This window comes from Planomonospora algeriensis (assembly GCF_977012225.1).
Window position 1 is genome coordinate 1 of record NZ_CDRNDK010000043.1, and the last position, 26,844, is coordinate 26,844.

Here is a 26,844-nt window from a genome sequence, read left to right on the forward strand (position 1 = left end):
CACGTCAATCCCCAGATTCGCGGACTATCCCGCTACATCAACTGCGGAACCCCGGCTACGTGGTGGCCGCCAAAGGACTCCCCGATGAGCTGCGCCACCGGGCGGCGGCCGAACTCGTCGCCAAATGCCTCGAAGCGGGTTGCGCGGAGGTGCGCCGGCTGCTTCCGACAATCCCTGGGTCGCGGGTTCGAGTCCCGCCCGCCCTACCCCTCACGACCTGCGGCGATGCCGTTTCCTTCGCCGCGACGGAGAGGACCTGTTCATCTCCACGGCCCGGCACGACCGCCAGCGCGAGGAGACGGCGGATGTGGCGGCCCGCATGATCGCCGCACTGCTGGCGAGCGACGAGGGCATGCGCGCCGTCCTGTACGCCCTGCCCGCGGTCTTCCCCTGGGCGCGGCACCTATCCACGGACGAGAGGCGTGAGTTCGTCCAGGAACTCGTCGACGCAACGCGAGACGCGGCCGATCTGGACGTCCACGCCGCACTGCACCGAGTCATCGTCGAGTGGCGCGCCACCGCTCGCATCCTGGCCGACCCCGCACTGACCGCGCAGCTCACCCGCCCGCTGCCGGAGGAGGACCACGGCGAGGTGACCGCGCCGTGAGCCAAGCGCGGTGACGCCGTGGCGCCGCCGGTCGGTCACGAGTGGCATCTGCGGTTCGCCACCAGTGAGGCGGTCAAGGGCTGGATCGACCTGAGGAGGAGTCATGGCCGAACCGGAGCGGATCTTCGTCCGTGGCAGTGACCGTCTGGACCGGATCCTGATCGACCCGGGCGTCGCGGCCGAGGTCGCCCGGGCGCACGAGGCGGCCGAGGAGATGGACCGTGCTCGCACGCGATGATCCGTAAGGCTGGGCAAGATGGCTCGGGTCGAGGTGGACAGGTAGCCCGGGGCGCATCACGGCCTTCACGGAAGCATCGGAGTGGTTCGGCCTATCACATGCTCGTCTGCGGGAACGGCGATGATGTCATAGCGCGGGGGTCGCGTCGGTGTGGGTGAAGTCGTCACCTTTGAATAGCAGTGGTTCGTGTCTGTCCCGCGCCAGCGCGTAGGAGAAGCAGTCGCCGAAGTTCAGCCCTGCCTTGTGCCCGCTGCCTTTGCCGTAGTCCCAGTAGGCGCGGCGGGCGATCTGTGCCTGCTCCGGTGTGACGGGCAGGATCTCGATCCGTATTCGGGCCAGAAAGTCGTCCAGGAGCCGGGAAGCGGCTGGATCGCGGGTTCGTTCCACTACGGCGGCCAGCTCCACGTAGGTCGCAGCCGACATTCGGCGTGTCGGAGCATCCTGGATGGCCCGGGCGAAGTCGATGGCGTCCGGCTCGCCGTTCAGGATCGCGACGATCGCGCTGGTGTCGATGATCATGCGGGGAGCCCGGTCTCCGGGTCGTAGAGGGAGTCGGTGGACAGATCCGCCGGACCGATCCGGGAGCGGATCTTCGCGGCGAGGGCGAGGAGGTCGTCGGCCATCGCGGCATCCTGGGTCGCCTGGCGATCGGCGAGCAGCCGCTCGCGCCGCTCCCTGAGGGCGGAGATGACCGCCGCCGTCTTGCTCTCCCCGGTGAGCGCGCTGACTTCGACCGCCAGGCGATAGGCCTCGGGGTTTTTGATGTTCAAGCTCACGGCCGCTCCTTTCTACCTTTACTACCCTGTGGTTCTACCCTTTCTAGCAATCGGTGTTCTCGTTTCGCGGGCCGCCCCAACCACCATCCAACCGAGTCGGACATCTTCGAGACGTACGGCTCCCGCGGCGCGGACACCGAAGTCCTGACACGACCTCGTCCTCGGTTGATCCGCCGTGGTGTTGGATACCGGTACCGAGGAAGGGCTCGGAGCCCTCCGCCTCTCACCGTGACCCCGCCCGGCATCCGGAGAAGAACCCGCGATGAGCACCGCTCAGATCCACCAGCTCAAGATCCAGCTGAAGGGGAGCAAGCCGCCGATCTGGCGGCGAATCCAGGTGCCCGGCACGGTCACCCTGGCCGGCCTGCATCCGATGCTGCTGGCCGTGATGGGCTGGTACGGCGGGCACATGTACGCCTTCCGGGTGGGTGACGAGCAGTACGGCGACCCCGACCCCGAGCTCGGTATGAAGGACGCCGCGCGGCTCACCCTGGCGGGAGCCGTACGCAGAGCGGGCGCGGACCTGTTCTACGACTACGACTTCGGTGACGGCTGGGAGCACCGGCTCACCGTGGAGAAGGTCCTCCCGGCCGAGAAGGACGTGGCCTACCCGCGCTGCCTGGCCGGCCGCCGTGCCTGCCCGCCGGAGGACTGCGGTGGGATCTACGGCTTCCACGCGTTCCTGGAAGCGCTCGCCGACCCCGGCCATCCGGAGCACGACTGGGCGGTGGAACGGGCGCCGCTCGACTACGACCCCGCGGGATTCGACCTGGAGTGGGCCAACGCCAGACTGGCCGATCCCGCGGCGCACCTCCTGCTGGACCTCTGGTAGGCGGTGAGTCATGGCGGGGCACACGTTTTCAATTGAATGGTGGACGACGTCGCGTGATGGGTACCTGGTGGGCACGGACGTGCGTCCGTGCCCACGTACGGGCCATCACGGGAGGCGGCCGAGGAGGCGGAACCGCAGAACCATCGGATCACCGGGTCGTTCCAAGGGCGGATCACCGGGCTGCTCCGAGATATTGAAAGCCATTGAAGGATATGGGTTTGCCCTGGTTTTACCTCTGCGTGCCGGGGCAGGCGCCACGGATGTTACGGATCACTGCCACGGCCGTAGCTCTGCTCACCGGGCTGCTTGCCGTACCTACCGCCTCGCCGACCTCGTCGGCCCCGCCCGCCTCGACGGTCACTCCCACGGGCCCGCCCGCCCATCCGTGCGCCGCAGCCGTACAGCGGTGCGAGGGCCGGATCCGGGTTCCGCTCGACTGGGGCGACCCCGCATCGGAACGGATCGAGGTGGCGTTCGCCTGGGTCCCCAGGAAGGGCGCGACCTCCACCGTCCTCGCCAACCCCGGAGGACCGCTGCCGGCGCTGCCGCTGCTCCCCATGCTGGAACGGACGGTCGACCGGCAGAACCTCCTGGTCGTCGAACCGCGCGGACTGGGCGCGTCCAGCCCGCTCGACTGCCCCGGACTGGATCTGAACCGCCCGGAGAGCATCGCCGCGTGCGCCGCGCACCTGGGCCCGCGGAGCCGGTTCTTCACCACCGACCAGGCCGTCGCCGACATGGACGCGGTCAGAAAGGCCCTGGGCCTGCCGAAAGTGACGTTCTACGGCATCTCCTACGGAACCCTGTTCGCCCAGGCCTACGCCGCCCGCTTCCCGGACAGCACCGCCGGGGTGTTCCTCGACAGCCTCGTCCCGGTCGGGAAGAACGGCTACGCGATCGAGCCCATCCGGGCCAGGACCGACCTGCTGGAGCTGACCTGCCGATCGTCCCGGGACTGCGCGGCGACCTGGTCGGCGCTCGTCCGGCGGCTGCGCGACCGGCAGGACCCGGCGATCTCCATGCTGACGCTGCAGAGCCTGCTGCCCCGCCTCCACGAGCCGGTGTTCGGCCGTGAACTCAACGCGGCCGCCACGGCCTACCTGCGAGGCGACCCGCTGCCGCTGCGCCGCCTGGCCAAGGCCGCCGCCGCTGCCCCGGTCCCGCCGCTGCGCGGACCCGGCTTCGCCGGAATGCTCTCCTACAAGTGCGGCGACGCGGCGTTCCCGTTCGGCCGGAAGACCACGACCGCCGAGCGTGAGCGCCGGCTGAACCGCTTCTACGACAAGAAGCGGCCGATGAGGCCGTTCACCGTCGCCGAGCTGGGCGGGAAGACCGGGTGGGCCGACTGGTGCCTCCACTGGCCCACGCCCCGCGACAACCCGCCGGTCCCGCGCCGCGCCGACCACCCCGACGTGCCGACCGCGACCGTCGCCGGGGACTATGACACCCACACCCCTGCCGAGGTCGCCCGGTACTTCCCGCACGGCGAGCTGCTCCGGGTCATCGGCGGCGGGCACAGCACGACGCTCGGCGTGGACTGCGCCCGGCAGGCGCTGCGATCGTTCCTCGCCCGGGCCGGCGGACTCCCGCGCTCCTGCGACGTGTCGAGCCACCGCGCGCTCGCGGCCTTCCCCCGGACGGCGGAGGACCTGCCGACCGCCGGTGACCTCGACCGGCGCGTCGTCGCCGGATTCGCCGCCGCCTCCGACGCCCTGGTCCGGCGTGACCCGGGTTCGGCCTCCTACCGGCGGCTGACGGAGGAGCCCGGTCTGCGCGGCGGACGACTGGTCTTCGACGACAAGGCGGCGACCATCCGTCTCGAGGACGTGCGTTTCGTGAGCGATCTGGCAGTGAGCGGCCGGATCGTCCTGAACCCGGACCGTACGGCCACCGCCCGGCTGACCGTCGGCGGCGCCGAGGTCGTCCTGTCCTGGCCCGCGTTCCGTCCGCTGGACCCCGTCCCCGTCTCCGGCAGCTTCGACGGACGGCCCTTCACCGCACGGATCCCCGTCCGGTGAACCGGTCCTGACCCCCGTCCGGTGAGCCGGTCCTGACGCGATCCGCGGCCGGCCGGCTCACCCGGGACGGGGAGCGGCGACGCCGGTGCCGGTGGTGGCCTTTCATCCCGGCAGATCTCCCTTCCGCGCCGCTGCGATGATGAGCGCCCCGGAGACGGTCCCGGCGAAGAACGGGGACGGCACGAGGAGGACGCCGCCCACCAGGCACCACGCCGCGAGGCCCCAGCCGATTCCGGCGGGCACGGCCACCCCGCGCCCGGCGAGATGCCAGATCAGGCAGCCCAGGAGGATCAGGGGAACGGCGAAGCTTCCCGGGCCGCCCCAGAAGACGGCCTGGTTCTGCAGGTATTCCACCGTCCGGACGGCGTCCCCGGGTGGGAATGCGAGCGGGACCGCCGCCCACATCCCCCGGTCCACCCAGCCGGTGACGTCCTCCCGGAAGGCGAACGTCAGCAGGGACAGGTGTCCCGCCCCCAGCACGAGCATGATCCCGCTCGCCCAGCGGAGCAGTCGTTTTCCGGAGTCCATGTGAGGTCCCTTCCTCGTGGTCGGCTTGTGCGGGGTGACAGCCGCGTCGGGCTCGCCGGGCTCGTTCCCATCGCCGATCCGGCGCCCGGCCGATGGGCCTGATCGGGCCGGCATCCGGCGCGACGGGATGGATCCGCTCCTCGCCGATCACGCCGACGCGGTCTCCGCCGCCCATCACGTAGCCCGCCCATCACGTAGCCCGCCCATCACGTAGCCCGCCCATCACGTAGCCCGGCCATCGCGTAGCTCGCCCATCGCACGGAGAGCCTTTCCGATTTCTGTGTTGGGTAGCATAGGCTATATCGATCGACATTCGATTTGCCATCCGGCGTACCTGGTTAGATGGGCCGCATGGCCGCCACGCGACGTATCGAGAGGACCCAGGAGAGCCGACGGCTGCTGGTGACGGCCGCTGCCGAGCTCTTCGCGGAGAAGGGATACCGGCAGACGAGCTTCATCGACATCGCGGAGCGGGCCGGCATCAGCCGCGGCTCCATCCCCTGGCACTTCGGCAACAAGCTGGGCCTGCTGGAAGCGGTGGTCGACGACCGGCTCCAGGCCGTACTGACCGGTCTCCCCCCGATCCCGGGGGAGCTGATCCCGGGAGAGCTCTCCGGCGACCCGCTGGACCAGGTCATGGACTTCATCCGCCTGCCCGCCACGCGTCTGTTCATCACCCTGCTCGCCGAGGCCGTGGAGGCCGGCTCGCCGATCCGCGAGCACTACGCGCGGCTGCACGCCGCGCTCCGGCAAGCGGTGCGGGCCCGGATACCGGCGGAGGCGCTCCCGCCGGGAACCACCTCCGAAGCGCTCACGGTCCTGCTGGTGGGGGCCGTCATCGGGGTTCACGCCCAGTGGCGGGTCGCTCCCGAGGCGGTCGACCTCGAGGGCGTCCGCGCCACGGTCCGAGCCCTGCTGCCGACCGGCCTCAGGCTTGCCTGACACCGGGCGCCCCGCCGGGTCACGGCACCGTCCGGCAGGGCTCGGCTGAATCCGTCGCCGGACGGAGGACATCGGACGGAGGACATCGGACGGAGGACATCGGACGGAGGACACATGCCGTGGCACGCTTCTACGATGAGCCGGTGGACTTCGACGAGATCGGCGCGTTGCGCAGGCACCACGCCGCGTGGAAGCTCCTGCGCGCCGACAACGCGCCGCTCGTGCTGAGCTTCCTGGGACAGGTGTTCGTCGGGGAGAACGTCAGATCGATCACGGCGGCGGAGCTCGCCGCCCGGCTGGACGACCAGCTGTACGCGCTGAACGAGCGGCTGGGCGAGGGCGCCTTCCCCAAGAGCGCCTTCCCCAAGAGCGCCGCCGCCTATCTCGACGACTGGGCCGCCCCGGAAGCGGGCTGGCTCAGGAAGTACTACCCGCAGGGCTCCGACGAGCCGCACTACGACGCCACCCCGGCGGTGGAGAAGGCCGTCTCGTGGGTCGCCTCACTCGAGGCGCGGTCCTTCGTCGGCACCGAGTCCAGGCTCAACACCATCATGGACCTGCTCCGGCAGATGGTCCTCGGCGCGGAGTCCGATCCGGAGGTACGGCTGGCGGAGCTGCACGCCCGCAGGGCGGAGATCGACCGGGAGATCGCCAGGGCCGAACGGGGCGACATCGACCTGCTCGACCCGGCCGGCCAGCGCGACCGCTACCAGCAGCTGTCCTCCCTGGCCAGAGAGCTGCTGGCGGACTTCCGCGAGGTCGAGGCCAACTTCCGGGCGCTGGACCGGCAGCTGCGCGAGAGGATCTCCACCTGGAGCGGTTCCAGGGGCGAGCTGCTCGACGAGGTGCTGGGGGACAGGGAGAGCATCGCCGACTCCGACCAGGGCCGCAGTTTCCAGGCGTTCTACGACTTCCTGCTCTCCCACGCCAAGCAGGAGGAGCTCTCCGCCCTGCTGGAGCGGGTGCAGTCGCTGGATGAGATCGGCGCTCCGGACCCGAGGCTGCGCCGCATCCACCACGACTGGCTGGACGCGGGGGAGCGGACGCAGGCCACCGTCCGCCAGCTGTCGGAGCAGCTCCGCCGCTTCCTCGACGACCAGGTCTGGCTGGAGAACCGCCGGGTGATGGACATCCTCCGCAGCATCGAGGCCGGCGCCCTCAAGCTACGCGACCGGCGGGACGTCCAGCTGACGGTGGAGATCGAGGGCACCGCCCCGGCGCTCGTCCTGCCGATGGAGCGCCCGCTCTACACGCCTCAGGCCAGAGCCCCGATCGACAGCGAGTCAGTCCGGGCGGGGGAGGAGGAGGTGGACGCGACGCTGCTGTTCGAGCAGGCCCACGTGGATCCGGCGCCACTGGCGGCCAACGTGCGACGGGCGTTGCAGCAACGCGAGCAGATCGGCCTGGCCCAGCTCGTCGGCGCGCAGCCGCTGGAACACGGCCTGGCGGAGCTGGTCACCTACCTGTCCCTGACCGGTGAGGGCTTCGAGATCGTCTTCGACGAGGCCCGCACCGAGCGGATCGGCTGGCGCGACGCCGAGGGAGTCGAGCGTGTCGCCGTCCTCCCCGTCGTCACATACGTGAGGTGAATGATGGATTCGGATCTGTCCGTCCCGGTGGTGCAGCTCATGAAGGGTGTCGTCTACCGGGACACCCACGAGCGGGCCTGGCGCGACCTGCTGACGCTGCAGGCGCGGGTGCGCGACTACGTGGCGGTCATGGGACTGACCGTGGTGGTCGACGAGGCCGAGGGATACGCCTTCCTGCGTTCCAAACCCGACGACGGGGAGGGCGAGACGCCGCGGCTGATCCCCCGGCGCGCGCTCTCCTTCCACGTCAGCCTGCTGCTGGCCCTGCTCCGCAAGAAGCTGGCCGAGTTCGACGCCCACAACGCCGACAGCCGGTTGATGCTGACCCGCGAGCAGATCGTGGAGACGGTGCGGTTGTTCCTGCCGGAGACCAGCAACGAGACCCGGCTGGTGGACCAGATCGACGGCCACATAGGGAAGGCGGTCGAGCTGGGCTTCCTGCGCCGGGTCAAGTCCCAGGACGGTCTCTTCGAGGTCCGCCGGATCCTGAAGGCGTTCGTGGACGGCCAGTGGCTGGCCGAGTTCGACGCGCGACTCGCCGACTACGCCGGGGAGCTGTCACGGTGACGGAGGGCCTGTTCAGCGCGGCCGAACTCAACGACCTGGCCGAGGAGCATCTGCCGGGCCACCGCCTGGAGCGGCTGGAGATCTACAACTGGGGAACCTTCGACCGGAAGGTCTGGACGTTCACGCCGTCCGGCCGCAACGGGCTGCTCACCGGCGACATCGGCTCCGGCAAGTCCACACTGGTCGACGCGGTCACCACACTGCTGCTCCCGGCCCACCGCATCTCCTACAACAAGGCGGCCGGGGCCGAGACCCGCGAGCGCAGCCTCCGCTCCTACGTGCTGGGCCACTACAAGTCCGAGCGGAACGAGACCACCGGCGCCTCCCGGCCGGTGGCGCTGCGCGACGCCCGCTCCTACTCGGTGATCCTCGGCGTCTTCGTCAATCGCGGCTTCGAGTCGGCCGTCACGCTCGCTCAGGTCTTCTGGATGCGCGACGGCGACTCCGGCCAGCCCGAGCGCTTCTTCGTCACCGCCGACCGCGCGCTGTCCATCGTGGGAGACCTGTCCGATTTCGGCACGGACATCAAGGCGCTGCGCAAGCGGCTGCGGGAGCGCGGCGTCCGGGTCCACGACGGCTTCCCCGAGTACGGCAGGCAGTTCCGCCGCATGATGGGCATCGAGTCCGAGCAGGCCATGGAGCTGTTCCACCAGACCGTGTCGATGAAGTCGGTGGGCAACCTCGACGACTTCGTCCGCACCCACATGCTGGAGGCGTTCGACGCCGCCGCCTGGACCGGGAACATGGTGGAGCACTTCGACGACCTCACCCGGACGTACGACGCGGTCCGCAGGGCCCAGGCCCAGCTCGAAGAGCTGACACCGCTGCTGGCGCTCTGCGCCGAGCACGACGGGATCACCTCGGAGATCGCCGTGCTCGCCGAACAGCGGGAGGCGGTGCCGTACTTCTTCGCCGAGCGGCGTGCCGAACGGCTCGAACGGCGGATCGCAGAGCTGGAGATCGGCTGGGAGGAGCAGGAGCGGGAGCTGGCCGGGACCAAGAGCGGGCTGGAGAGGCTGCGGGGCCGGGAGAAGCAGCTGGAGCTGGAGCGGGCCGGGCTCGGCGGGGACCGCCTCGGACAGCTCGAAGAGCGGATCAGGGAGGCGGAGCGGCTGCGGGACACGCGCAGGGTCAAGGCCGGGCAGTACGACCGGCTGCTGTCCGAGGCCGGGCTGGCCGAGGTGGGCAGCGCCGAGGAGTTCGCGGCGCGGCGGCGGGAGATCTCCGAGGCCGGGTCGGCGGTCGAGCGGGAGCACTCCGATCTGCAGGACCGGCTGACCGGGACCGCCGTGCGGGTCAGGACGGCGGAGCAGGAGGCGGCCGAGCTCAACGCCGAGCTGACCAGCCTCCGGTCCCGGCCGAACAACATCCCCAAGCGCAGCCTCGACCTGCGGCACTGGCTCTGCTCCGAGCTGGAACTGGACGAACGGGAGCTGCCCTTCGCCGGTGAGCTGATCCGGGTACGGCCCGGCCAGGAGCAGTGGGAGGGCGCCGCCGAGCGGTTGCTGCGGGGCTTCGCGCTGTCGCTGCTGGTGCCGGAGGAGCACTACGCGGCCGTCTCCGAGTGGATCGATGAGCACCACCTCGGCGTGCGGGTGGTCTACTACCGGGTGCCCGCCGCGGTCTCACCGGCCGCAGGGCCGGGGGACGGCACGCTGTACGGCAAGCTGGAGATCAAGGACACCGCCTTCCATCCCTGGCTGGAGCGGGAGCTGACCCGGCGGGCCGGTCTCGTCTGCGCGGAGACGACGGCCGAGTTCCGGCGGGCGCCCGGGCGATCAGCCGGCACGGGCAGATCAAGGAGGCCGGCGGGCGGCACGAGAAGGACGACCGGACCCGCATCGGCGACCGCGGCTCGTACGTGCTCGGCTGGAGCAACGAGCAGAAGATCGAAGCGCTGATCAACCAGGCGCGCTCGATGCACGAACGGCAGAGCCTCCTCAAGGCGGAGCAGCGGGACCTGCAAACGGGCCTGGAGCAGGTCATCGCGCGCGGGCGGGTACTGGCCGCACTGTCGGCGACGACCGACCACGCGGAGATCGACTGGCGCTCCGCCGTCAGCGACCTCGGGGAACTGGTCCGGGAGAAGGAGGAGCTGGAACGGGCCTCCCGCGAGCTGGAACGGGTCGGCAGGGAACTGGAGGAGACCCGGGCGGAGATCGGGACGGCCGAGCAGGCCCGGGAGCGGCTCACCGGTGCGCTCGGCAAGCTGGAGGAACGGCTGGGCACCGCCCGGACGGAGCTGGACGGCGTGCGGGAGTCGCTGGCCGAGCCGGGCTGCGAGCAGGCCCGCGCCCACTTCCCCGCCCTGGCCGAGCGGGCCGCCGCGGGTGCCGACGAGAACGGCGCGCAGCGCTCGCTCACCTCGCTCATCGAGCACCGGACCGGGCGGCAGACCTCGGTGAGCCACCGCATCGTCTCCGGAATGGCCGCGTTCAAGGCCAGGTACCCGCTGGAGACCGCGGACTTCGACAACTCGGTGCAGGCCGCCCCCGGCTACCGCGAACTCCACCGCCGCGTGGTCGAGGACGACCTGCCCCGCTTCCAGGAGACCTTCAAGACCTACCTGAACACCAACACCATCCGCGAGATCGCCGGGTTCCACGCCCAGCTGGCCAAGCAGGCTGATCTCATCAGGGAGCGGGTGGGCGTCATCAACCGGTCGCTCGCCGGAATCGAGTACAACCCCGGCCGCTACATCACGTTGGAGGCCCGCCGCACCCTCAACACCGAGATCCGGCAGTTCATCGCCGATCTGCGCTCCTGCACCGACAACTCCCTGTCCGGTGACGCCTCCGACCATTACTCCGAGCAGAAGTTCCTCCAGGTCAAGCAGATCATCGAGCGGTTCCGCGGCCGCGAGGGACAGGCCGAGGCCGACCGGGTGTGGACCCGCAAGGTCACCGACGTGCGCAACTGGTTCGTCTTCTCCGCCTCCGAGCGGTGGCGGGAGGACGATTCGGAGTACGAGGCCTACACCGACTCCGGGGGAAAGTCCGGCGGGCAGAAGGAGAAGCTCGCGTACACGATCCTGGCCGCGTCGCTGGCCTACCAGTTCAAGCTCGAATGGGGTGCGGCGCGGTCCCGGACCTTCCGCTTCGTGGTGATCGACGAGGCCTTCGGCCGGGGGTCGGACGAGTCGACCCGGTACGCCCTTCAGCTCTTCCGGCGGCTGGGGCTGCAACTGCTCATCGTCACCCCGCTGCAGAAGATCCACGTCATCGAGCCCCATGTGGCGGCGGTGGGCTACGTCGACAACCCCACTCACCGCCACTCCAGGCTGCAGACGCTCACGATCGAGGAGTACCGGGCCGGAAGGCTCGCCCATCTGTCGGCACCGCCGGCATGAGCTGGACGACGCCGTCCGACGTGGTCGCCCTGCTGCGCAAGCGGTGGGACGCCGGAGCCTATCTCGGCAGGCCGTGGGAGCCGGTGGCGGTGCCGCTGCGCGGCCCGCGCCCGGGAGAGCTCGCCGACCGGTTCGGCGAGGCCCAGGACTGGGTGCGCCGGTGGGAGCAGGTCGATCTGGTACGGCTGGAGCGGGTCAGGACGGGCGGACGGGTGATCGGGACCAACGAGATCCCGCGCCGCGTCTGGATCGACACCTTCGAAGGGCTCTGCGCGCTGCTCCGGGTGGGTCCGGCCGCCCGCCGGTTCGAACACCTGCTGGAGCTGACCCGCCGGGAGTTCCCGGCGCTGACCGGGTGGGTGACGGCCCACCCCATGAAGACGCTGGAGGCCGCCGACGACTGGGAGCGCCTCCTGGCCGTCGTCCGCTGGATCGAGACCTGCCCGCCGGGCCTCTACCTGCGCCAGGTGGACGTGCCCGGCGTGGACACCAAGTTCGTCGAGCGCCATCGCGGGATCCTGGCCGAACTGCTGGAACTGCGGGTGGATCCGGTCGACGGCGTGCCGCGCACCGATTTCGCCGGCCGCTTCCGCTTCCGGAGGAAACCGGACTACGTGCGGTTCCGGATGCTCGACGGATCACGGATCGGCGGTTTCGGTGAACTGACCGTCCGTGCGGAGGAGTTCCTGGCTCCTCCCGCGCGGCGGATCTTCGTCCTGGAGAACGAGGTGACCTACCTGGCCCTCCCCGAGACGCCGGGGGCCGCGGCGATCCTCGGCGGTGGTTACGGCGTCGGCGTGCTGGAGCGGATGGACTGGCCGGCCGAGGTCGAGCTGGTGTACTGGGGCGATATCGACACCCACGGCTTCGCCATCCTCGACCGGTTCCGCCGCCGTTTCCCGCACGTCCGATCCGTGTTGATGGACCAGGACACCCTGCTGGCCCATCGCGTGCACTGGGTGACCGAGCCCAAGCCCACCCGGCAGCCCCTCGGTGCGCTCACCGCCGAGGAGTCCGCGCTCTACCGGGATCTGATCGGCGACGTGTACGGCCCGGCCGTACGCCTGGAGCAGGAGCGGGTGCGCTTCTCGGCGGTGCGGCGGGCGCTCGGGCCCTGACCTCTCCCCGCGGCCGCTTCCCGCGGGGAGGGGTTTCCGCCGCCGTGCCGGCCGGCGGCGAGGGAGGCTCGGGAGCTGTGAGCACCAGTAGGCCCAGGGGCCTACCTGGAATCGAACCAGGAGAGAAGGAAGCCCCCGAATGGCCCCGCCACCGGATGCGAGGAGAGCGGGAGAGCTGGAGTTTCAATTTGGAAGATTGAGAAGGAAGCCCTCCCATGGCCTCGCGGCCCCCACGGTATCAGGCCGGGATCAGCTCGTGCAGTGTCGCGGCGGTGTACACCCGCGCGCCCGGCGGGAGATCGGCCGGGGCCTCCAGCCCGATGTAGGTGGCCCGCCCGGTCGCGGTGGCGGCGGCGGTGGTGGCGGCGGTGGTGGTGGTGACAGGAACGGTGGCCTTCGCGCGCAGCAGGTCGGCGAGGTAGCGGACCCGGAGATGGTCGCGTTCCACGATCGCGCGCACCAGCAGCGACGTGGTCACCCGGTTGCCCTCGACCTGGTTGAACCGGAGGTGGCCCTTCAGGTAGAGGTGCAGCCACTTCACCCGCCAGAGCCCGTCGTCGCCGCGCAGGAAGACCAGCGGCAGGGCGATCCGGCCGGAGCCGCGCAGGTCCGACTTCATACGCACGGTACGCGGCTCGAAGGGGCGGCCCTCCTGCGCGGCGTCCCTGGTCATGAAACCGAAGAACGCCTCCGCCGCCTCGTCGAACGGCTCCCCGGAGTAGATGTTGACCGCGGGGATGATGATCGGCCGGGTCGCCTCGGCGAGGCGGACGTCGATGAACTCCGAGGCGCCGTCGGCGGCGTCGGTGAGGTCGCCCGAGTACTGCGCGAAGTCGCCCGAGTAGTTCGTCCAGGAGACCTGCTCCGGGTCGCCGTAGGAGGCGTCGAGCATGAGCGCGGACAGGTCGTAGTCGGTGCGCTGCTCGGCCTGGCGCCAGTGGACGAAGAACCTGAGCAGTTCCCCGTCCACCCGGGAGAGCGACCCGCGGGGGAGCATGCCGAGCCCGGGCGCGACGGCCTTGCCCGACAGGGGCAGGGCCACGTCGAGCACGTCGGGGTCGACGATGAGCTCGCCGGGGTCCGGGAGCCGGCGGGTGATCTCCTCGTCCAGGAGGGCGAGCAATCGCTCCAGCGTCTCCCCGCCGAGCGGCGCGCGGCCGTCCGGGGTCGTCCACGCCCTGCCGTACCGGTTGACGAAGACGCGGCCGGCGGCGGGGGTGATCCGGTTCTGCAGGTGCTCGCGCAGGGAGAGCAGCACGCGGCCGGACGCCCGTCCGGCGGCTCCCGCGGCGGCGTCCAGGACCTCCGACGGGGACGAGCCGGTCCGCAGCAGGTGGTCGAGGCGGCGCAGCAGCGCGCCGGGGGCGTGCTCCAGCAACCGGACGGCGTCGGCGGTACGGCCGGCCGACAGGGCGGCCTCCACCTGGCTGTCGAAGCCGGGGACCCTCCGGGTGCCCCTGGCCGTCTCGAAGACCTGGGCGGCCCGCGGGAACCGCGGGAACTCATGGGGGTGCAGCCGCTCGCCGAGCCGCTTCCACTGCTCCCGGTGGCGCGCGACGTCGCCGTGCTTGGCCGGGGGCAGGCCGTCCAGCGCGGCCAGGAGGGCGCGGCGCTCGGCGCGGCGGAACGAGCGGAACCGGGTGGGCGCGGCCAGCGTGACATCACCGCCGGAGGCGCCGCAGGCCAGCCGGAGCACGTCGGTCACCGTGTCGACGAGCAGGGGGAGACCGGCGGCCAGCCGTACCTCGTTGACGACGGCGCGGTTCTCGCGCACGGGGACGTGCTCCGGCTGCTCGGTGCAGAACGAGGCGAGCGAGCGCAGGGCCGCCAGGTCCTCGGCGGCGAGCGGCGCCTCCGAGCCCGCCAGCGAGAAGTAGAGGTCGCGCGCCTCGGACTCCAGGCTCCCGCCCGGCTCCAGTACGGTCACCCGGTCCCCGGCCAGCGGGACCAGCTCCGCGTGCGCGGCCAGCAGCTCGGCGTAGGTGTGCCGGTAGCGGCCGTACCCCGGCAGGCTCAGCAGGTCGATCGTCGACGGCCGGACCCGCGCGGCGGCCGGGTCGAGCGCGGTGACGGGGTCGAGCAGCGCCTCGCGCAGCAGGCCGGCCCAGAACTCCACGGTGTCGGGCACGTTGGCGGGGAAGTCGATGAAGTAGGCGTTGTGCCGCACGTGGTCGCCGACCAGCCGGCGGACCGCGGCCAGGACGCGCACGCCGAGGTCGACCACCGCCTGGCCGGGCAGCTCGGCCAGACGCGCGAGCAGGGCCGGCGAGCACGTGAACCCCACGCTCAGCAGCGCGGCGTCGAGCTGCCGGGCGGCCGTCTCACCCCAGCCCGGCGCGGCGTCGGCGGGAACGTCGAGGGGGACCCGCAGCCGCCTGGCGATGACCAGGCTCTCCAGGGCGAGGTTTTCCGGAGCGAGGTTTTCCAGAGCGTCCACGGATGCACCTTATAGGCGGATAGATGAGGTAATCAGGTGATCCGGGCGTGGAGGTAGGTCTACGAGCGGCGGCTGCCCTACGTCGTCGCGCTGGACGAGAAGGCCGCCCCGCTCTCGGACGTGCGGGCCGCGGCGGGCGGGCCGGACGTCCTCATGTCGGCTTCGAATTCCGCGAATCACCCGCAATCCACAGAATTCGACAATCGCTCCATTCTGCCGTCTTGTGAGCTGTACGCTCATGCCGGATTTCCCCCCGATCAAGGATGTGATTCGTCGGTGGCTGATCAGCGAGGCTCGGAATCGATGAGCGAGTACGAGCGTCGATCCTGGGAGCGGAGCCTGAGGCGCCTTCATGAGCCGCCGCATAAAGCGCTCATGTCCAGGAAGGTTCGGGAATTCGCAAGCACGTCGGCCGATAAGGCCGCTCATTTCGCTGACGCGCACCTGCCGACGGCGGCTGTCAAGAGCATCGTGGCGAAGGCCCTGAACGGGACTCTCGAACTCATCTTCCACCCCGCCCTCTGCTCCGCGAGCGCCCAGAACGCACTGCGCGGGTACGCGAAGGAGCACCCGGCCGTAAGCACGCTGGAGGACCTGAAGAAGCTCGACCTCGAGGACCTCGACCGGTTCCGGCGCCGCAAGGGGTTGTACGTCACGACCTCGGCGGCGCAGGGGGCCGCCGCCTCACTCGTCGTCACCGGAACGGTGGTCTCGTCGACGGTCAGCGGAGGAGTGACCTCGGGCGCGGCGGTCGCCGCGGTCGCGGCCGACACGGTGGCCTCGTTGGCGATGATGGGCCGCAGCGTCGGTTCCGTGGCGGTGAGGTACGGATACGACGTCCGGCTTCCCGACGAAGAGCTGTTCGCGATGGGCGTGCTGTCCTTGGGGATGGCCGGCACGCTCGAAGCGAAGCACGCGGCGCTCGCGGCGCTGTCACGCCTCACGCAGCAGATGATGCGGAGGGCGACGTGGAGGCAGCTCAACGAACAGGTCCTCGTCACGGTGATCGGGCGCGTTTATGAAGCGCTCGGCTTCCTGCTCACAAGGCGAAAGCTCGCTCAGACGGTGCCGCTCGTCGGGGTCGCGATCAACGCCGCGCTGAGCGCGAACATGACCCGGCACGTTTATCAGCGCGCGGAGGACGTCTACCGTATTCGATTCCTTTCGGAGAAGTACGGCCTTGATCCGCAGGAATGGCTTCAAGGCGCGGCTCATGTCCCCGGCGATCCGGAGTCCGGAACGGGCCTGCCGGATGTCGCGGGGATCCTCGATGAGGAGAGATCGTCACCGGTACCGCGTTCGTAGACCCTGATTTCCGCGGCTCCGCCGCGGGTCCTTGAGGACGGCCTTCACCTGCTCGGCGTGGCGTCGGCCTCCGGCCGCCCGTCAGGCCGCGTGGGCCGCGGGCGGTTCGAGGGCGACGACGTCGGGCACCGCGGCGTGCAGCCGCCGGCTGAGGGCGTCGCGGAGGGAGACGGCGGTGACGTGCACGCCGCAGCCGGTGAGCCAGACGGCCAGCTCGGTGAAGTATCCGTCGCCGGAGCCGATGACGACCTGGTCGAAGCGCCGGTCGATCCGGCCGTCGAGGGCAGCCTCGACGAGTGCCCGGTCCGCGCCGTCGGGACCGGAGCGGGCCAGCAGCTGCACTCCCCGCAGCGCGATCCCCACCGCGACGAGGGCGTTGTGGTTGACCGCGACGATGAACTGGTCCATCGGCCCGACCGGGACGATCATCCGGTAGAGCCCCATGACCGCGGTGACCTCCGGGGTGCTGGGGCGGGTGGAGGCCGTCAGGTTCTCGATGTCCAGCAGATGCACGGCACGCCCGCGGCGGAGGGTCCGCCCGGAGCGCCGCCTGCCGTGGTGCCTGCCGTGGTGCTTGTCGTGGTATCTGCCGTCGGTCGGCTCGGAGGTGGGGAACCGGTCGATGCGCGTGGCGGGGGTGATCACGTGCCATCGGTCCTTCCGTGGGATGGTCCTTGCGCTCTGCGATGTTCATTAGAACACGTGTTGATCGAATCGACCAACGTTTTTTCCGACGTTGCATCCACGGCTTGTGCTGGAGTACGGTCCTGTCGACACGCGGAGCCTGGAGGAGAAGGGGTACGAGGTGGAGCGGAACGTCCAGGTGACGGCTGCCGACATCGCCCGCCTGGCCGACGTCGGCCGGGCCGCGGTGAGCAACTGGCGCCGCCGCTACGAGGACTTCCCCGAGCCCGCCGGGGGGACGGCCACCAGTCCATCCTTCGCCCTCGCCGAGGTCAGGCGGTGGCTGCGCTCCCACGTCGACGACAGGCCGCTTCCGCCACGGGAGTGGTTCTGGCAGGAGCTGCGCGGAGAGGTGCACGAGGACGAGCTCGCCGAGCTGCTCGCCGACCTCGGAGCCTTCCTCGTCTACCTCGACCGGGAGCGCGAGGGCTGGGCGGCGCTCTCCGCCGAAGGCGACGAGGCCGTCGCGGAGACGCTCCCCGAACGGGTGCGGGCGGCGTGCGCCGTACCCCTGGAGAACCCGCCGGCGCCGAGATTCCTGACGGAGGCGCGGGTCCCCCTGCTCCGCCGGTTGGCCGGGCTCGCCGTCGAGGGCGGAGTCCGGGAGACGTTCGAGTTCCTGCGGGAACGCTACTTCGAGCTCCACACGAAGCGGACGTACGCCACGCCCGAGCCCGTCGCCCGCCTCATGGCCGAGATCTGCGGTTCCTCCGCCGAGACCGTCCTCGACCCGGCCTGCGGGTCGGGGGTGCTGCTGAAGGCGCTCCACGACATCCCGGGGGGCGGCGTCGCGACTCTCCTCGGGCAGGACGCGGACGAGGCGACGGCCAGGCTCACGGCGGTGCACCTCGCACTGCACGCCGGCGACGTGGAGGTCTCCTGCGGCGACTCCCTCCGGCAGGACGCGTTCGCCGGCACGCTGGTGGACGCCGTCGTGTGCAACCCGCCCTTCAACGACCGCGGCTGGGGATACGAGGAGCTGACCGCCGATCCCCGCTGGGAGTACGGGCTGCCCCCGAGGATGGAGCCGGAGCTCGCCTGGGTCCAGCACGCCCTGGCCCACCTGAAGCCCGGCGGCACGGCCGTCGTGCTCATGCCGCCCGCCGCGGCGAACCGCAGGTCCGGCCGGCGCATCCGGGCCCAGCTGATCCGCCGTGGAGCGCTCAGAGCGGTGATCACGCTCCCGCTCGGGAGCGTCCCCAACACGGCGGTCGCCCTGACCGTGTGGGTGCTCCGCAAGCCGCACGACTCCCGCACGCCGGGCCACGTCCTGATGGTCGACACCTCCGCCTGGCCGGAGGACTTCGGCCGGGTCGCCGCGGACGCCTGGGGACGCTTCGACCGCGGCGACGAGACAGACGAGACCGGTGAGACGGGCGAGACGGACGTCAGCCGGGCCGTCCCGGTCATCGAACTGCTCGACGACGAGGTCGACCTCACCCCGGCACGGCATCTGTCGGTGTCGAAGGAGGACCTCTCGCCCGAACGCGTCACGGGACGGCGGAACCGGGTGAAGGACCTGCTGGGCCTCGCGGCCGGGCTGGTGCCGGACGTCGAGTCGGCTCCGCAGGAGCAGGACCTTCCGGCGGTCCCGCTCACGGAGCTCGTACGGCGCGGCATGGTGACGATCCACCACCAGTCCCCGGCGAAGGCCGACGAGGAGTCCGAGGTGCCGGACGGGACGGCCGTCCTCACGCCGGACGACATCGTCGACGACCGGCCGCCGACCGGCCTCACCCCGCGCGTCCCCGTGCAGCGCGAGATCGTCACGCGGCCCGGCGACGTGGTCGTCCCGCACATGGTGAACCGGCCGGTGGCCCGGGTGGTCAAGGAGGGCGGGGCGGTCCTCGGCCCGCGCGTCTCACTGCTCCGCGCCGACCCCGACCTGCTCGATCCCCACTTCCTGGCCGGCTTCGTGGTCAGCTCCGCCAACGCGCGCAACTACGTCACGATGGCGAGCCGGTCCCAGGTGGACGTGCGCCGCGCGGACATCCCGCTCCTGCCGATCGAGGAGCAGCGCAGGTACGGCGAGGCGTTCCGGAGGCTGGCGGACTTCGAAACCTCCCTGCGGCAGATCGCCGATCTCGGCGATGATCTGATCCGGTTGATATCCGACGCCTGACGCACGGTAGCGTCCGGCCGGTCACGGAGCAGGGCGCAGGCTGAGCGACAACCGCCGACGATCCGGAGGCCGGGCCCGAGCCGCCGGCGCGAGGCGCTGCGTGCGCACCCGCCCGGGCGGGTCTTCACGGCTTGCGGGCGACCCCGCAGAACTGGGACACCTCTTCGGGCTCGCCCCACACGTCGGCCTCGGCGCGCCAGCGCGAACAGGACACCACGCCGGGCTCCAGGAGCTCCAGCCCGTCGAAGAACGTCGCGAGATGACGGCGGTCGCGGGCCACGATCGGGGTGCCGCCCATCTCCATGAACCGCCGCATCGCCTCGTGCATGGCCTCCCCGTGGACCTCGGCCGTGGCGTGCGCGATCGCCAGGTAACTGCCGGAGGGCAGGGCGTCGACCAGCTCCCGCACGACCTTCCCCGCCTCGGTGTCGTCGACGAGGTGGTGCAGGATGCCCAGCAGCATCAGCGCGACGGGCCGGGTGAAGTCGAGCGTCTGCGCGGCGATCCGCAGGATGTGCTGCGGGTCGCGCAGGTCGGCCTCGATGTACTGGGTGCGGCCTTCGGGCGTGCCGGCGAGCAGGGCGCGGGCGTGCGCCAGGACGATCGGGTCGTTGTCGACGTAGACGATCCGGGCCTCCGGGGCGATCTGCTGCGCGACCTCGTGGGTGTTGTCGGCGGTCGGCAGGCCCGTGCCGATGTCGAGGAACTGGCGGATGCCCGCCTCTCCCGCCAGGTGCCGTACGGCCCGGCCCAGGAACGCCCGGTCGGCGCGGGCCGCTTCGACGATGCCGGGGATGAGCTGCTTGACCATCTCTCCGGCCTCGCGGTCGGCCGGGTGGTGGTCCTTGCCGCCCAGCCAGTAGTTCCAGATGCGGGCCGAGTGCGGCCGGTCGAGGCCGAGATCACGTGGGGCATCGGATTCGCGGGGGGTGTCCATGGGCCAGGTCCATTCATGCGGGGTTCGCGCCGAACACGACCGCCTTAGTCGATCATGGCCGCTCACGCCGGGGCAAGTCCCCGGAGGAAGACGATCGCGCGCGCCGTCCAGCGGTGGCCGCCCGCCGGTGCCTTTCCCGGGCGTCGGTGTCCGGCCGGTTCGGTGTCCGGCCGGTTCGGTGTCCGGTCGGTTCAGTGTCCGGCCGGTCCCCGGGCCTCGACGGTGAAGGCCGTGGTGAGCACCCGGCCCTTCGCGTCGCGGAACTGGCCCCACAGCCGGTACAGCCCCGGACGGGGGAAGTCGGCGTGCACCCCGAGTTCGGGTCCGAAGGTCTGGCCGGGCAGGGCGAAGACGGGGCGTCCCCGGTCGTCCTCGACCTCCGCGTGCTCGTGGGCGAACCCCGAGGCGTCCAGCGGCATCACCACCACGTGCCCGGCGGCGGCCAGGTAGGGCCGCAGGTCGTCCAGCGGCCTGCCGGTGGCGGCGTCGGCGAAGCGGAAGGTGAGGTCGCTGCGGTCACCCACCCGCGGCTCGCCGGCGAGCGTGACGCGGACGCCCTCGACCACCTGCTCCCGGGAGGACGGCGAGGGCACGCCGCGTTCGACCGCGGCCGGGTCGCCGACCGTGATCTCGTCGGAGGCGAGCACGCCGGTCATCTCCCCGCGCCGCCGGAGCTCGGCGTGGACCAGGTACTGGCCCTGGGTGGGGAAGGTCAGCGAGACGGTGAACTCTCCCGGCTGGCCGGTGGGCTCCGGGTGGACGTGGGCGAACGTGCCCAGGTCGTCCCGGGTGACGACGAAGTGCATCCAGGCCTCGTGGCTGAGGGCCACGTCCTCGACGGGATCGCCGGTCGAGGCGTCCGCGACGCGGATGCGCAGGGTGGTCTCCCGGCCCGGGACCAGGCCGGAGGGCGTCTCGACGGTCATCTCCACACCGGCGTCCTCGGCGGGGACGGGTTCGGTCTCGGCGGTCATCATCACGCTCATGGCCGGGCGCATCGGCATGCCGGTGCTCTGCGCCCAGGCGAGCACGCCGTTCATGCCCCGCTGGGCGGCCTCGGTACGGCTCAGCAGGGTGAACGCCGCGCCGACGGCCAGCGCGACGCAGGCGATGCCCGCGAGGTAGCCGTAGTCGGCGATCCTGCGGGCCGCGCTGCGCCGCCCGGTCGCGTCATCCGGGCGGAAGCGGCGCAGGCGCAGGGCGTTGGTGACCACGCTGACCGAGCTCATCGCCATCGCGGCGGCGGCGAGGGAGGGGTCGAGCAGGACGCCGTGGAACGGGTGGAGCACACCGGCGGCGACTGGGATCAGCAGCACGTTGTAGGCGAACGCCCACACCAGGCCCTGCTTGATCGTGGAGACCGTGCGCCGGGACAGCTCGATGGCCGAGACGATCCCCCGCAGGTCGCCGCCCACGAGCGTGATGTCGGAGGCGGCGATGGCGACGTCCGTCCCGGTGCCGATCGCGATCCCGAGGTCGGCCGTCGCCAGCGCCGGGGCGTCGTTGATCCCGTCGCCGACCATGGCGACGATCGCGCCGCCCTCGCGCAGGGCGGCCACGCGGGCGGCCTTCTCCTCGGGACGCACGTCCGCGATGACGCGATCGATGCCGACCTGCCGGGCGACGACCTCGGCGGTGACCTCGTTGTCGCCGGTCAGCATCCACACCTGCAGGCCGAGCGCCCGCAGCCGGTCGATCGCCTCGCGTGATTCGGGCCTGACCTCGTCGGCGATACCGATCACACCGGCCGGCCGTCCGTCGAACACGACGTACACCGGGGTGCCGCCCTCGGCCGCCACCGCGTCGGCGGACCGCTCCATCCCACCGGTTCCGACGCCGTGGCGGCGCATCAGCGCGGCGTTGCCGATGAGTACGGCGCGGGCGCCCACCCGGGCCTCCACACCGTGGCCGGGCACGGCCTCGAAGGACCCGACGGCCGGGAGGTCCAGTCCCCGCCCGCGGGCCTCGCGGACGACGGCCTCTCCCAACGGGTGCTCCGACCCGATCTCGGCCGCCGCCGCGTACGCGAGGAGTTCGTCGGCGCCGACGCCCTCGGCGGTGCGGACCTGGACGACGCCGGGGCGGCCCCGGGTGATGGTGCCGGTCTTGTCCAGCACGACCGCGGTGAGCCGGCGGGCCTGCTCCAGCGCGTCGCCACCGGAGATCAGGATGCCGAGTTCGGCGGCCTTCCCGGTCCCCACCATGATCGCCGTGGGGGTGGCCAGGCCGAGTGCGCAGGGGCAGGCGATGATCAGTACGGCGATGGCCGTGCCGATGGCCAGCGTGAGCCGTCCCTGGTCGGGTCCGAAGAGGGCCCAGGTCCCGAAGGTGAGCAGGGCGGCCACGAGCACGGCGGGGACGAACCACCCGGACACCGTGTCGACCAGTCGCTGCATGGGCGCCTTGGACCCCTGCGCGTCCTCCACCAGCCGGACGATCTGCGCCAGCGCGGTGTCCCGTCCCACGGCGGTGGTGCGCATGACCATCGAGCCCGTGCGGTTGATCGTCGAACCGATGAGCACGTCGCCGGGGCCCTTGCGGACGGGCATGCTCTCCCCGGTGATCATGCTCTCGTCGAGCGTCGAGGAGCCCTCGGCCACGACGCCGTCCACCGGGACCCTCTCACCGGGGCGCACACGGACGAGATCGCCGACGGTCACCTCCTCGATCGGGATCTCGATCTCGGCGTCGCCGCGCAGGACGCGGGCCGTCTCGGGCCTCAGGCCCATCAGCGCGCCGATGGCCGAGGCGGTCCGCTTCTTGGCCCTGGCCTCCATCCACCGGCCCATGAGGACGAGCGCGATGACCACGACGGAGATCTCGAAGTACACGTGCAACGGCAGCCCGAGCCGCTCCGCCGCGGCCGGCCACAGGGTGACGAAGGCGCTGTAGCCGTACGCCACCGTGGTGCCCAGGGCGACCAGCGTGTTCATGTTGACCGCCCCGTGCCGCCCGGCCGCCCAGGCCGCGCGGTAGAAGGGCCGACCCGCCCAGAACTGCACGGCCGTCGCGACGACCAGCAGCAGCGGCATCAGCCAGTCCATCGCGTCGACGGAGAGGGGCACGTACATCAGCGCCATCATCGACAGCCCGACGGCCAACGTGATCTGCCAGGTCCGCTTCAGCCGGGTCGTCTCACGGTCCGCATCCGCCCCGGGCTCCCGGGACGGAGACGCCCCGGCCCCGGGCTCCCGGGACGGAGACGCCTCGAGCCCGGCTCCGTCCGCGCTGCCTCCGTCCGTCCCGCCTTCGCGTGGCGTGGCGGTGTAGCCTGCCCGACCCACCGCCTCCGCCAGCGCCTCGACCGTGACGCGGGCGGGGTCGCAGGTGACGGTCGCGACCTCGGTCGCGAGGTTCACCTCCGCCGTTTCCACGCCGTCGACCCGGCTCAGGGCTCTTTCCACCCGGCGTACACAGGACGCGCAGGTCATGCCGGCGATGTCCAGCGTGCGGGAGACGGTCGTCGCCGTCGTCATCGCTCCACCTCCTCCTTGCGCCCGCCTGGTCGCGGGCCGTCGGAGCGACCATCCCGTCCGTCGCTTTCCCACCGCTGCCCGTCCGCTGTCCGCGGTCCGGGGCGCCCGACGGCGGGGGACAGGGGGCGGACAGCGCCTCAGCGCAGGCTGATCCTGTCCGGGCCGCGCTGGGCGGCCCTTCTCGCGACAAGGAGCGAACCATGGAGCGGCTCATGCTCTCCGTCCCCGCCATCAGCTGCGGCCACTGCGTCAAGGCGATCGCCGAGTCCGTCGGCGAGGTTCCGGGGGTCGGCTCGGTATCGGTGGACTTCACGGCCAGGACCGTCGTGGTCACCGGCGACGCCGACCCCGGGGCCGTACGTGAGGCGATCGCCGAGGCCGGCTACGAGACGGTCTGATCACCGATGGACATCGCTCCGACTCCCGTCAAAACGGTCATATCCCCGTAATATTGGCCCGGCCGGGTGGGTAACCGGGCAGGAGGAGCACCATGCACGAGACAGGCGTCCCATCGGCCGATCAGACCAGGGCGGCGGAGGCCTTCGGCGTGCTCGGACCCGTCGAGGTCCGGGCGCCCGGCGGGCCGCCGGCCGCGTTGCCGCCGTCGGTACGGGCGCTGCTGGCACGGTTGCTCCTGTCTCCCGGGCGCGTCGTCTCGGTCGACGGCCTGACCGACGCGCTGTGGGGGGAGGACCTGCCCTCCGACGCGACGAACGCGCTGCAGATCCGCGTGTCCAAGCTGCGTCGTGCCCTCGCGGCGGCCGGTCTCGGCGGTGACGTGCTCGTCACGCAGGCCCCCGGTTACCGGCTCGCCGTACCGGCCGAGTCCGTGGACGCCTGCCGGTTCGAGCGCCTGCTGGGCCGGGCGCGGGAGGAGAGGGCGGCGGGCCGGGACGCCTCCGCCCTCGGCCACCTGCGGGAGGCGCTGCGGCTGTGGCGGGGCCCGGCGCTCGCAGACGCCGGTGACACGGAATGGGTCGCGGCGGAGAGCGCCCGCCTGGAGGAACTGCGGCTGGGAGCGGTCGAGGACCGTGACGAGCTCCGCCTGGAGTCCGGCGGGCACAACGAGGTCATCGCCGACCTCGAACGGCTGGTGGCGGACCACCCGCTGCGCGAGCGACCGCACCGGCTGCTGATGCTCGCGCTCTACCGCGCCGGGCGGCAGGCCGAGGCGCTCGAGGCATACCGGGCACTTCGCCGTCGCCTCGCCGACGAACTGGGAATCGACCCGTCACCGGAACTCCAGGCGCTCGCCGAGGCGATCCTCCGCCAGCAGGTACCGCCGCCCGCCGGAGCCGCGGCTGCCACGGCCTCGTCCGCCACGGTTCCGGCGGGCGCGGCTCCGCCCGAGGCCGCACGCCCCCCGGGCCGGGGGCCGCGGCGGCCCGGGACGAGCGGCTGCCGCGGCGGCTGGTGTCCGTGGTCGGCCGTGGCGATGACGTGTCGACGGCGCTGCGGCGGCTGGCCGAGGCGCGTGTGGTGACACTGACCGGTCCCGGCGGAGTCGGCAAGACGACACTCGCCCTGGAGATCGCCCGCCGGGCCGACGCGGCGCTGGCCGACCGCGTGCGCCTGATCCGCCTGACCGCGCTGGAAGCCGGCGCCGGCGCCGCCGATGTCGCCGACGTCTTCGCGGCCGAACTGGGCGTGACGGCCCCGCCGGGTGCCGACCCGGCCGACGCCGTGGCGGAGCACCTCGCACCCGGCCGGACCCTGCTCGTCGTGGACAACTGCGAGCATGTCGTGGACGACGCCGCCGTTCTGGTGGAGCGGCTGATCGGGACCTGCCCCGACCTGCGGGTGCTGGCCACCAGCCGGGAGGCGCTGGCGATCCTAGGCGAGGTCCAGGTGGTCGTCGGCCCGCTCGCCGTACCCGGAGAGACACAGGACGCGGACGCGATCTCCGCCGCACCGGCGGTGCGGCTCTTCCTCGACCGCGCCCGGGCGGTGCGCCCCTCGTTCGTGCTCGACGCCTCCTCTGCGCCGGCGGTGGCGTCCATCTGCCGCCGGTTGGACGGCATGCCGCTGGCCGTCGAACTGGCTGCGGCCCGGGTCAAGGCGCTCTCACCCGCCGACATCGAGGCACGCCTGCGGGACCGGTTCTCGCTGCTCACGGCGGGCTCGCGGACCGGCGAGGCGCGCCACCGCACGCTGCGCGCCACCCTCGACTGGAGCCACGACCTGCTGACGGAGGCCGAGCGCCGCCTGCTGCGCCGCCTCGCGGTCTTCCGCGGCGGCTGGACCCCGGCCGCCGCCGAGGAGGTGTGCGCCTTCGCCGGTATCACTTCCGGAGAGGTGCTCGACCTGCTGCTCCGGCTGGTCGACCGGTCCCTCGTGGTTCCTGAGCCGGCCACCGGGCGGTTCCGCCTGCTCGTCACCGTACGGGAGTACGCCTGGGCCCGGCTGGAGGAGGCCGGTGAGGTCGCCGAGTGCCGTGACCGCCATCTCGGCCACTGCGTACGGCTGGCAGAGGAGCATGGCCCGCAGGTGCGCAAGGGCGGCGATGCCTGGGCCCGTCTGATGGAGGAGCACGACAACCTCCGGGCGGCGGTGGACCACTCCGTCGAGTGCGGGGACGCCGAGACGGGCTTCCGCCTGGCCGGTGCGCTCGCGTGGTTCTGGGGGTACGGCCTGCGCCATGAGGGCACGCGAGTGCTGACCGCGCTGCTGGAGACCGGCGGCGGGTCGCCCGTCGCGCGGGCCCGAGCCCTGCAGGGCATCGGCATCCTGCACGTCTACTACCCGACACCGCGCTCGGTCGCCGCGGCGGCGGAGAGCCTCACGCTCTTCGAGGAGATGGGAGAGGCACGCGACGCCGCGGTCTCCCGGCTCGTGGTGGCCTGGGCGGGCCAGTACGGCGGCGACGTCGGGCGGCACCGGGCCGCGATCGAGCGGAGCCGACGCGATCTGGGCGACGCCGACGACGGCTGGTGGCAGGCGATGACCCACTACCTGGAAGCCCTGCTGACCCTGCGCCTCGGTGACTTCGAGACCTCGGCCCGGCAGTGGCGCCACACCGGCGACCTCATGCTCGCCATCGGCGACCGCATGATGGGCGGCGCGGCCGTGGCGCACCTCGGCGTCGCCCTGCGCGAGACGGGACGGCACGAGCAGGCCCTGGCCGTCCTGGGCGAGGCCGCGGACGACAGCCGGGAACTGGGATCTCCGCACGGGCTGGCCTTCGCGCTCGTCCACCTGGCCCACGCGCGTCTCGACCTGGACCCGTGCGCCGACGTGGCGGCGCTGCTGACCGAGGCGGACGAGGTCGCGCGCCGGGCGCACAACCCGCGCTGCCGGGCATGGGCCGTGTGGGGCCGGG

General features: G+C 71.8%; 22 protein-coding genes. 15 read left to right on the forward strand and 7 right to left on the reverse strand.

Annotation, left to right across the window (positions count from 1 at the left end; genetic code table 11):
- The first annotated feature begins 307 nt into the window (after positions 1-307).
- On the forward strand, positions 308-607 hold the full coding sequence (locus ACWJ6R_RS07565) for a hypothetical protein (protein ID WP_449061500.1): 300 nt from the start codon (positions 308-310) through the stop codon (positions 605-607).
- Between the two features lie 103 nt (positions 608-710).
- Positions 711-845, forward strand: a complete 135-nt coding sequence (locus tag ACWJ6R_RS07570) for a hypothetical protein (RefSeq protein ID WP_449061501.1) — start codon at positions 711-713, stop codon at positions 843-845.
- A 126-nt stretch (positions 846-971) separates the two neighbouring features.
- On the opposite strand, the gene ACWJ6R_RS07575 is transcribed toward ACWJ6R_RS07570, so the two are convergent.
- Both ACWJ6R_RS07575 and ACWJ6R_RS07580 read right to left on the reverse strand, forming a co-directional pair.
- Positions 972-1,364, reverse strand: a complete 393-nt coding sequence (locus ACWJ6R_RS07575) for a type II toxin-antitoxin system VapC family toxin (RefSeq protein WP_449061502.1) — start codon at positions 1,362-1,364, stop codon at positions 972-974.
- Positions 1,361-1,621 carry a type II toxin-antitoxin system VapB family antitoxin gene (locus ACWJ6R_RS07580; protein ID WP_449061503.1) on the reverse strand — a complete coding sequence of 87 codons (261 nt, stop codon included), beginning with the start codon at positions 1,619-1,621 and terminating at the stop codon, positions 1,361-1,363. The genes ACWJ6R_RS07575 and ACWJ6R_RS07580 overlap by 4 nt, the downstream gene beginning before the upstream one ends.
- 262 nt (positions 1,622-1,883) lie before the next feature.
- Here ACWJ6R_RS07580 and ACWJ6R_RS07585 point away from each other — a divergent pair, with 262 nt between their 5' ends.
- Positions 1,884-2,453 carry a plasmid pRiA4b ORF-3 family protein gene (locus tag ACWJ6R_RS07585; protein ID WP_449061504.1) on the forward strand — a complete coding sequence of 190 codons (570 nt, stop codon included), beginning with the start codon at positions 1,884-1,886 and terminating at the stop codon, positions 2,451-2,453.
- Positions 2,454-2,713: 260 nt separating this feature from the next.
- Complete coding sequence (locus ACWJ6R_RS07590) at positions 2,714-4,471, forward strand: alpha/beta fold hydrolase (RefSeq protein ID WP_449061505.1); 1,758 nt, start codon at positions 2,714-2,716, stop codon at positions 4,469-4,471.
- 102 nt (positions 4,472-4,573) lie between these two features.
- Here ACWJ6R_RS07590 and ACWJ6R_RS07595 read toward each other — a convergent pair whose 3' ends face one another.
- On the reverse strand, positions 4,574-4,999 hold the full coding sequence (locus ACWJ6R_RS07595; RefSeq protein ID WP_449061506.1) for a DUF6463 family protein: 426 nt from the start codon (positions 4,997-4,999) through the stop codon (positions 4,574-4,576).
- A 351-nt stretch (positions 5,000-5,350) separates the two neighbouring features.
- Between ACWJ6R_RS07595 and ACWJ6R_RS07600 the strand changes: the two genes are divergently transcribed.
- The 6 genes from ACWJ6R_RS07600 (at position 5,351) to ACWJ6R_RS07625 (ending at position 12,564) form a co-directional block, all read left to right on the forward strand.
- A complete protein-coding gene (locus tag ACWJ6R_RS07600; protein WP_449061507.1) occupies positions 5,351-5,941 on the forward strand; it encodes a TetR/AcrR family transcriptional regulator in 591 nt (196 codons plus the stop codon).
- Between the two features lie 119 nt (positions 5,942-6,060).
- Positions 6,061-7,530, forward strand: coding sequence for a DUF3375 domain-containing protein (locus ACWJ6R_RS07605; protein WP_449061508.1), 1,470 nt, complete (start codon positions 6,061-6,063; stop codon positions 7,528-7,530).
- Between the two features lie 3 nt (positions 7,531-7,533).
- A complete protein-coding gene (locus ACWJ6R_RS07610; protein ID WP_449061509.1) occupies positions 7,534-8,097 on the forward strand; it encodes a DUF4194 domain-containing protein in 564 nt (187 codons plus the stop codon).
- On the forward strand, positions 8,094-9,998 hold the full coding sequence (locus ACWJ6R_RS07615; RefSeq protein WP_449061510.1) for an ATP-binding protein: 1,905 nt from the start codon (positions 8,094-8,096) through the stop codon (positions 9,996-9,998). The genes ACWJ6R_RS07610 and ACWJ6R_RS07615 overlap by 4 nt, the downstream gene beginning before the upstream one ends.
- Positions 9,959-11,446 (forward strand): ATP-binding protein, encoded by a 1,488-nt coding sequence (locus tag ACWJ6R_RS07620; RefSeq protein ID WP_449061511.1) that lies wholly within the window; start codon positions 9,959-9,961, stop codon positions 11,444-11,446. Before ACWJ6R_RS07615 ends, ACWJ6R_RS07620 begins: the two co-directional genes overlap by 40 nt.
- Positions 11,443-12,564, forward strand: coding sequence for a DUF3322 domain-containing protein (locus tag ACWJ6R_RS07625; RefSeq protein ID WP_449061512.1), 1,122 nt, complete (start codon positions 11,443-11,445; stop codon positions 12,562-12,564). The genes ACWJ6R_RS07620 and ACWJ6R_RS07625 overlap by 4 nt, the downstream gene beginning before the upstream one ends.
- 238 nt (positions 12,565-12,802) lie before the next feature.
- Here the strand turns inward: ACWJ6R_RS07625 and ACWJ6R_RS07630 are convergent, their stop codons facing one another.
- A complete protein-coding gene (locus tag ACWJ6R_RS07630) occupies positions 12,803-15,001 on the reverse strand; it encodes a hypothetical protein (RefSeq protein WP_449061513.1) in 2,199 nt (732 codons plus the stop codon).
- A gap of 375 nt (positions 15,002-15,376) precedes the next feature.
- Here ACWJ6R_RS07630 and ACWJ6R_RS07635 point away from each other — a divergent pair, with 375 nt between their 5' ends.
- Positions 15,377-16,306 (forward strand): EcsC family protein, encoded by a 930-nt coding sequence (locus tag ACWJ6R_RS07635; protein WP_449061514.1) that lies wholly within the window; start codon positions 15,377-15,379, stop codon positions 16,304-16,306.
- A gap of 81 nt (positions 16,307-16,387) precedes the next feature.
- Here ACWJ6R_RS07635 and ACWJ6R_RS07640 read toward each other — a convergent pair whose 3' ends face one another.
- Entirely contained in the window at positions 16,388-16,951 is a 564-nt protein-coding gene (locus tag ACWJ6R_RS07640) for a hypothetical protein (protein ID WP_449061515.1), read from the reverse strand.
- 91 nt (positions 16,952-17,042) lie between these two features.
- Between ACWJ6R_RS07640 and ACWJ6R_RS07645 the strand changes: the two genes are divergently transcribed.
- Positions 17,043-19,112, forward strand: a complete 2,070-nt coding sequence (locus ACWJ6R_RS07645) for an N-6 DNA methylase (RefSeq protein WP_449061516.1) — start codon at positions 17,043-17,045, stop codon at positions 19,110-19,112.
- 124 nt (positions 19,113-19,236) lie between these two features.
- On the opposite strand, the gene ACWJ6R_RS07650 is transcribed toward ACWJ6R_RS07645, so the two are convergent.
- Complete coding sequence (locus ACWJ6R_RS07650; RefSeq protein ID WP_449061517.1) at positions 19,237-20,049, reverse strand: SAM-dependent methyltransferase; 813 nt, start codon at positions 20,047-20,049, stop codon at positions 19,237-19,239.
- 191 nt (positions 20,050-20,240) lie between these two features.
- Complete coding sequence (locus ACWJ6R_RS07655; protein WP_449061518.1) at positions 20,241-23,525, reverse strand: heavy metal translocating P-type ATPase; 3,285 nt, start codon at positions 23,523-23,525, stop codon at positions 20,241-20,243.
- Positions 23,526-23,725: 200 nt separating this feature from the next.
- On the opposite strand from ACWJ6R_RS07655, the gene ACWJ6R_RS07660 reads away from it, so the two are divergent.
- From ACWJ6R_RS07660 to ACWJ6R_RS07670, 3 genes are all read left to right on the forward strand, one after another.
- Positions 23,726-23,923 (forward strand): heavy-metal-associated domain-containing protein, encoded by a 198-nt coding sequence (locus ACWJ6R_RS07660; RefSeq protein ID WP_449061519.1) that lies wholly within the window; start codon positions 23,726-23,728, stop codon positions 23,921-23,923.
- Between the two features lie 92 nt (positions 23,924-24,015).
- On the forward strand, positions 24,016-25,008 hold the full coding sequence (locus ACWJ6R_RS07665; protein WP_449061520.1) for an AfsR/SARP family transcriptional regulator: 993 nt from the start codon (positions 24,016-24,018) through the stop codon (positions 25,006-25,008).
- The coding region (locus ACWJ6R_RS07670; protein WP_449061521.1) for an ATP-binding protein at positions 24,966-26,844 on the forward strand (1,879 nt) is incomplete at its 3' end. The genes ACWJ6R_RS07665 and ACWJ6R_RS07670, both read left to right, overlap by 43 nt.

Bases quoted from the DNA above. Each gene is read 5' to 3' on its own strand.
- ACWJ6R_RS07660 (WP_449061519.1), top strand. From the start codon at position 23,726: ATGGAGCGGCTCATGCTCTCCGTCCCCGCCATCAGCTGCGGCCACTGC.
- ACWJ6R_RS07570 (WP_449061501.1), top strand. From the start codon at position 711: ATGGCCGAACCGGAGCGGATCTTCGTCCGTGGCAGTGACCGTCTGGAC.
- ACWJ6R_RS07650 (WP_449061517.1), bottom strand. From the start codon at position 20,049: ATGGACACCCCCCGCGAATCCGATGCCCCACGTGATCTCGGCCTCGAC.
- ACWJ6R_RS07635 (WP_449061514.1), top strand. From the start codon at position 15,377: ATGTCCAGGAAGGTTCGGGAATTCGCAAGCACGTCGGCCGATAAGGCC.
- ACWJ6R_RS07610 (WP_449061509.1), top strand. From the start codon at position 7,534: ATGGATTCGGATCTGTCCGTCCCGGTGGTGCAGCTCATGAAGGGTGTC.
- ACWJ6R_RS07595 (WP_449061506.1), bottom strand. From the start codon at position 4,999: ATGGACTCCGGAAAACGACTGCTCCGCTGGGCGAGCGGGATCATGCTC.
- ACWJ6R_RS07590 (WP_449061505.1), top strand. From the start codon at position 2,714: ATGTTACGGATCACTGCCACGGCCGTAGCTCTGCTCACCGGGCTGCTT.
- ACWJ6R_RS07585 (WP_449061504.1), top strand. From the start codon at position 1,884: ATGAGCACCGCTCAGATCCACCAGCTCAAGATCCAGCTGAAGGGGAGC.
- ACWJ6R_RS07665 (WP_449061520.1), top strand. From the start codon at position 24,016: ATGCACGAGACAGGCGTCCCATCGGCCGATCAGACCAGGGCGGCGGAG.
- ACWJ6R_RS07655 (WP_449061518.1), bottom strand. From the start codon at position 23,525: ATGACGACGGCGACGACCGTCTCCCGCACGCTGGACATCGCCGGCATG.
- ACWJ6R_RS07575 (WP_449061502.1), bottom strand. From the start codon at position 1,364: ATGATCATCGACACCAGCGCGATCGTCGCGATCCTGAACGGCGAGCCG.
- ACWJ6R_RS07625 (WP_449061512.1), top strand. From the start codon at position 11,443: ATGAGCTGGACGACGCCGTCCGACGTGGTCGCCCTGCTGCGCAAGCGG.
- ACWJ6R_RS07600 (WP_449061507.1), top strand. From the start codon at position 5,351: ATGGCCGCCACGCGACGTATCGAGAGGACCCAGGAGAGCCGACGGCTG.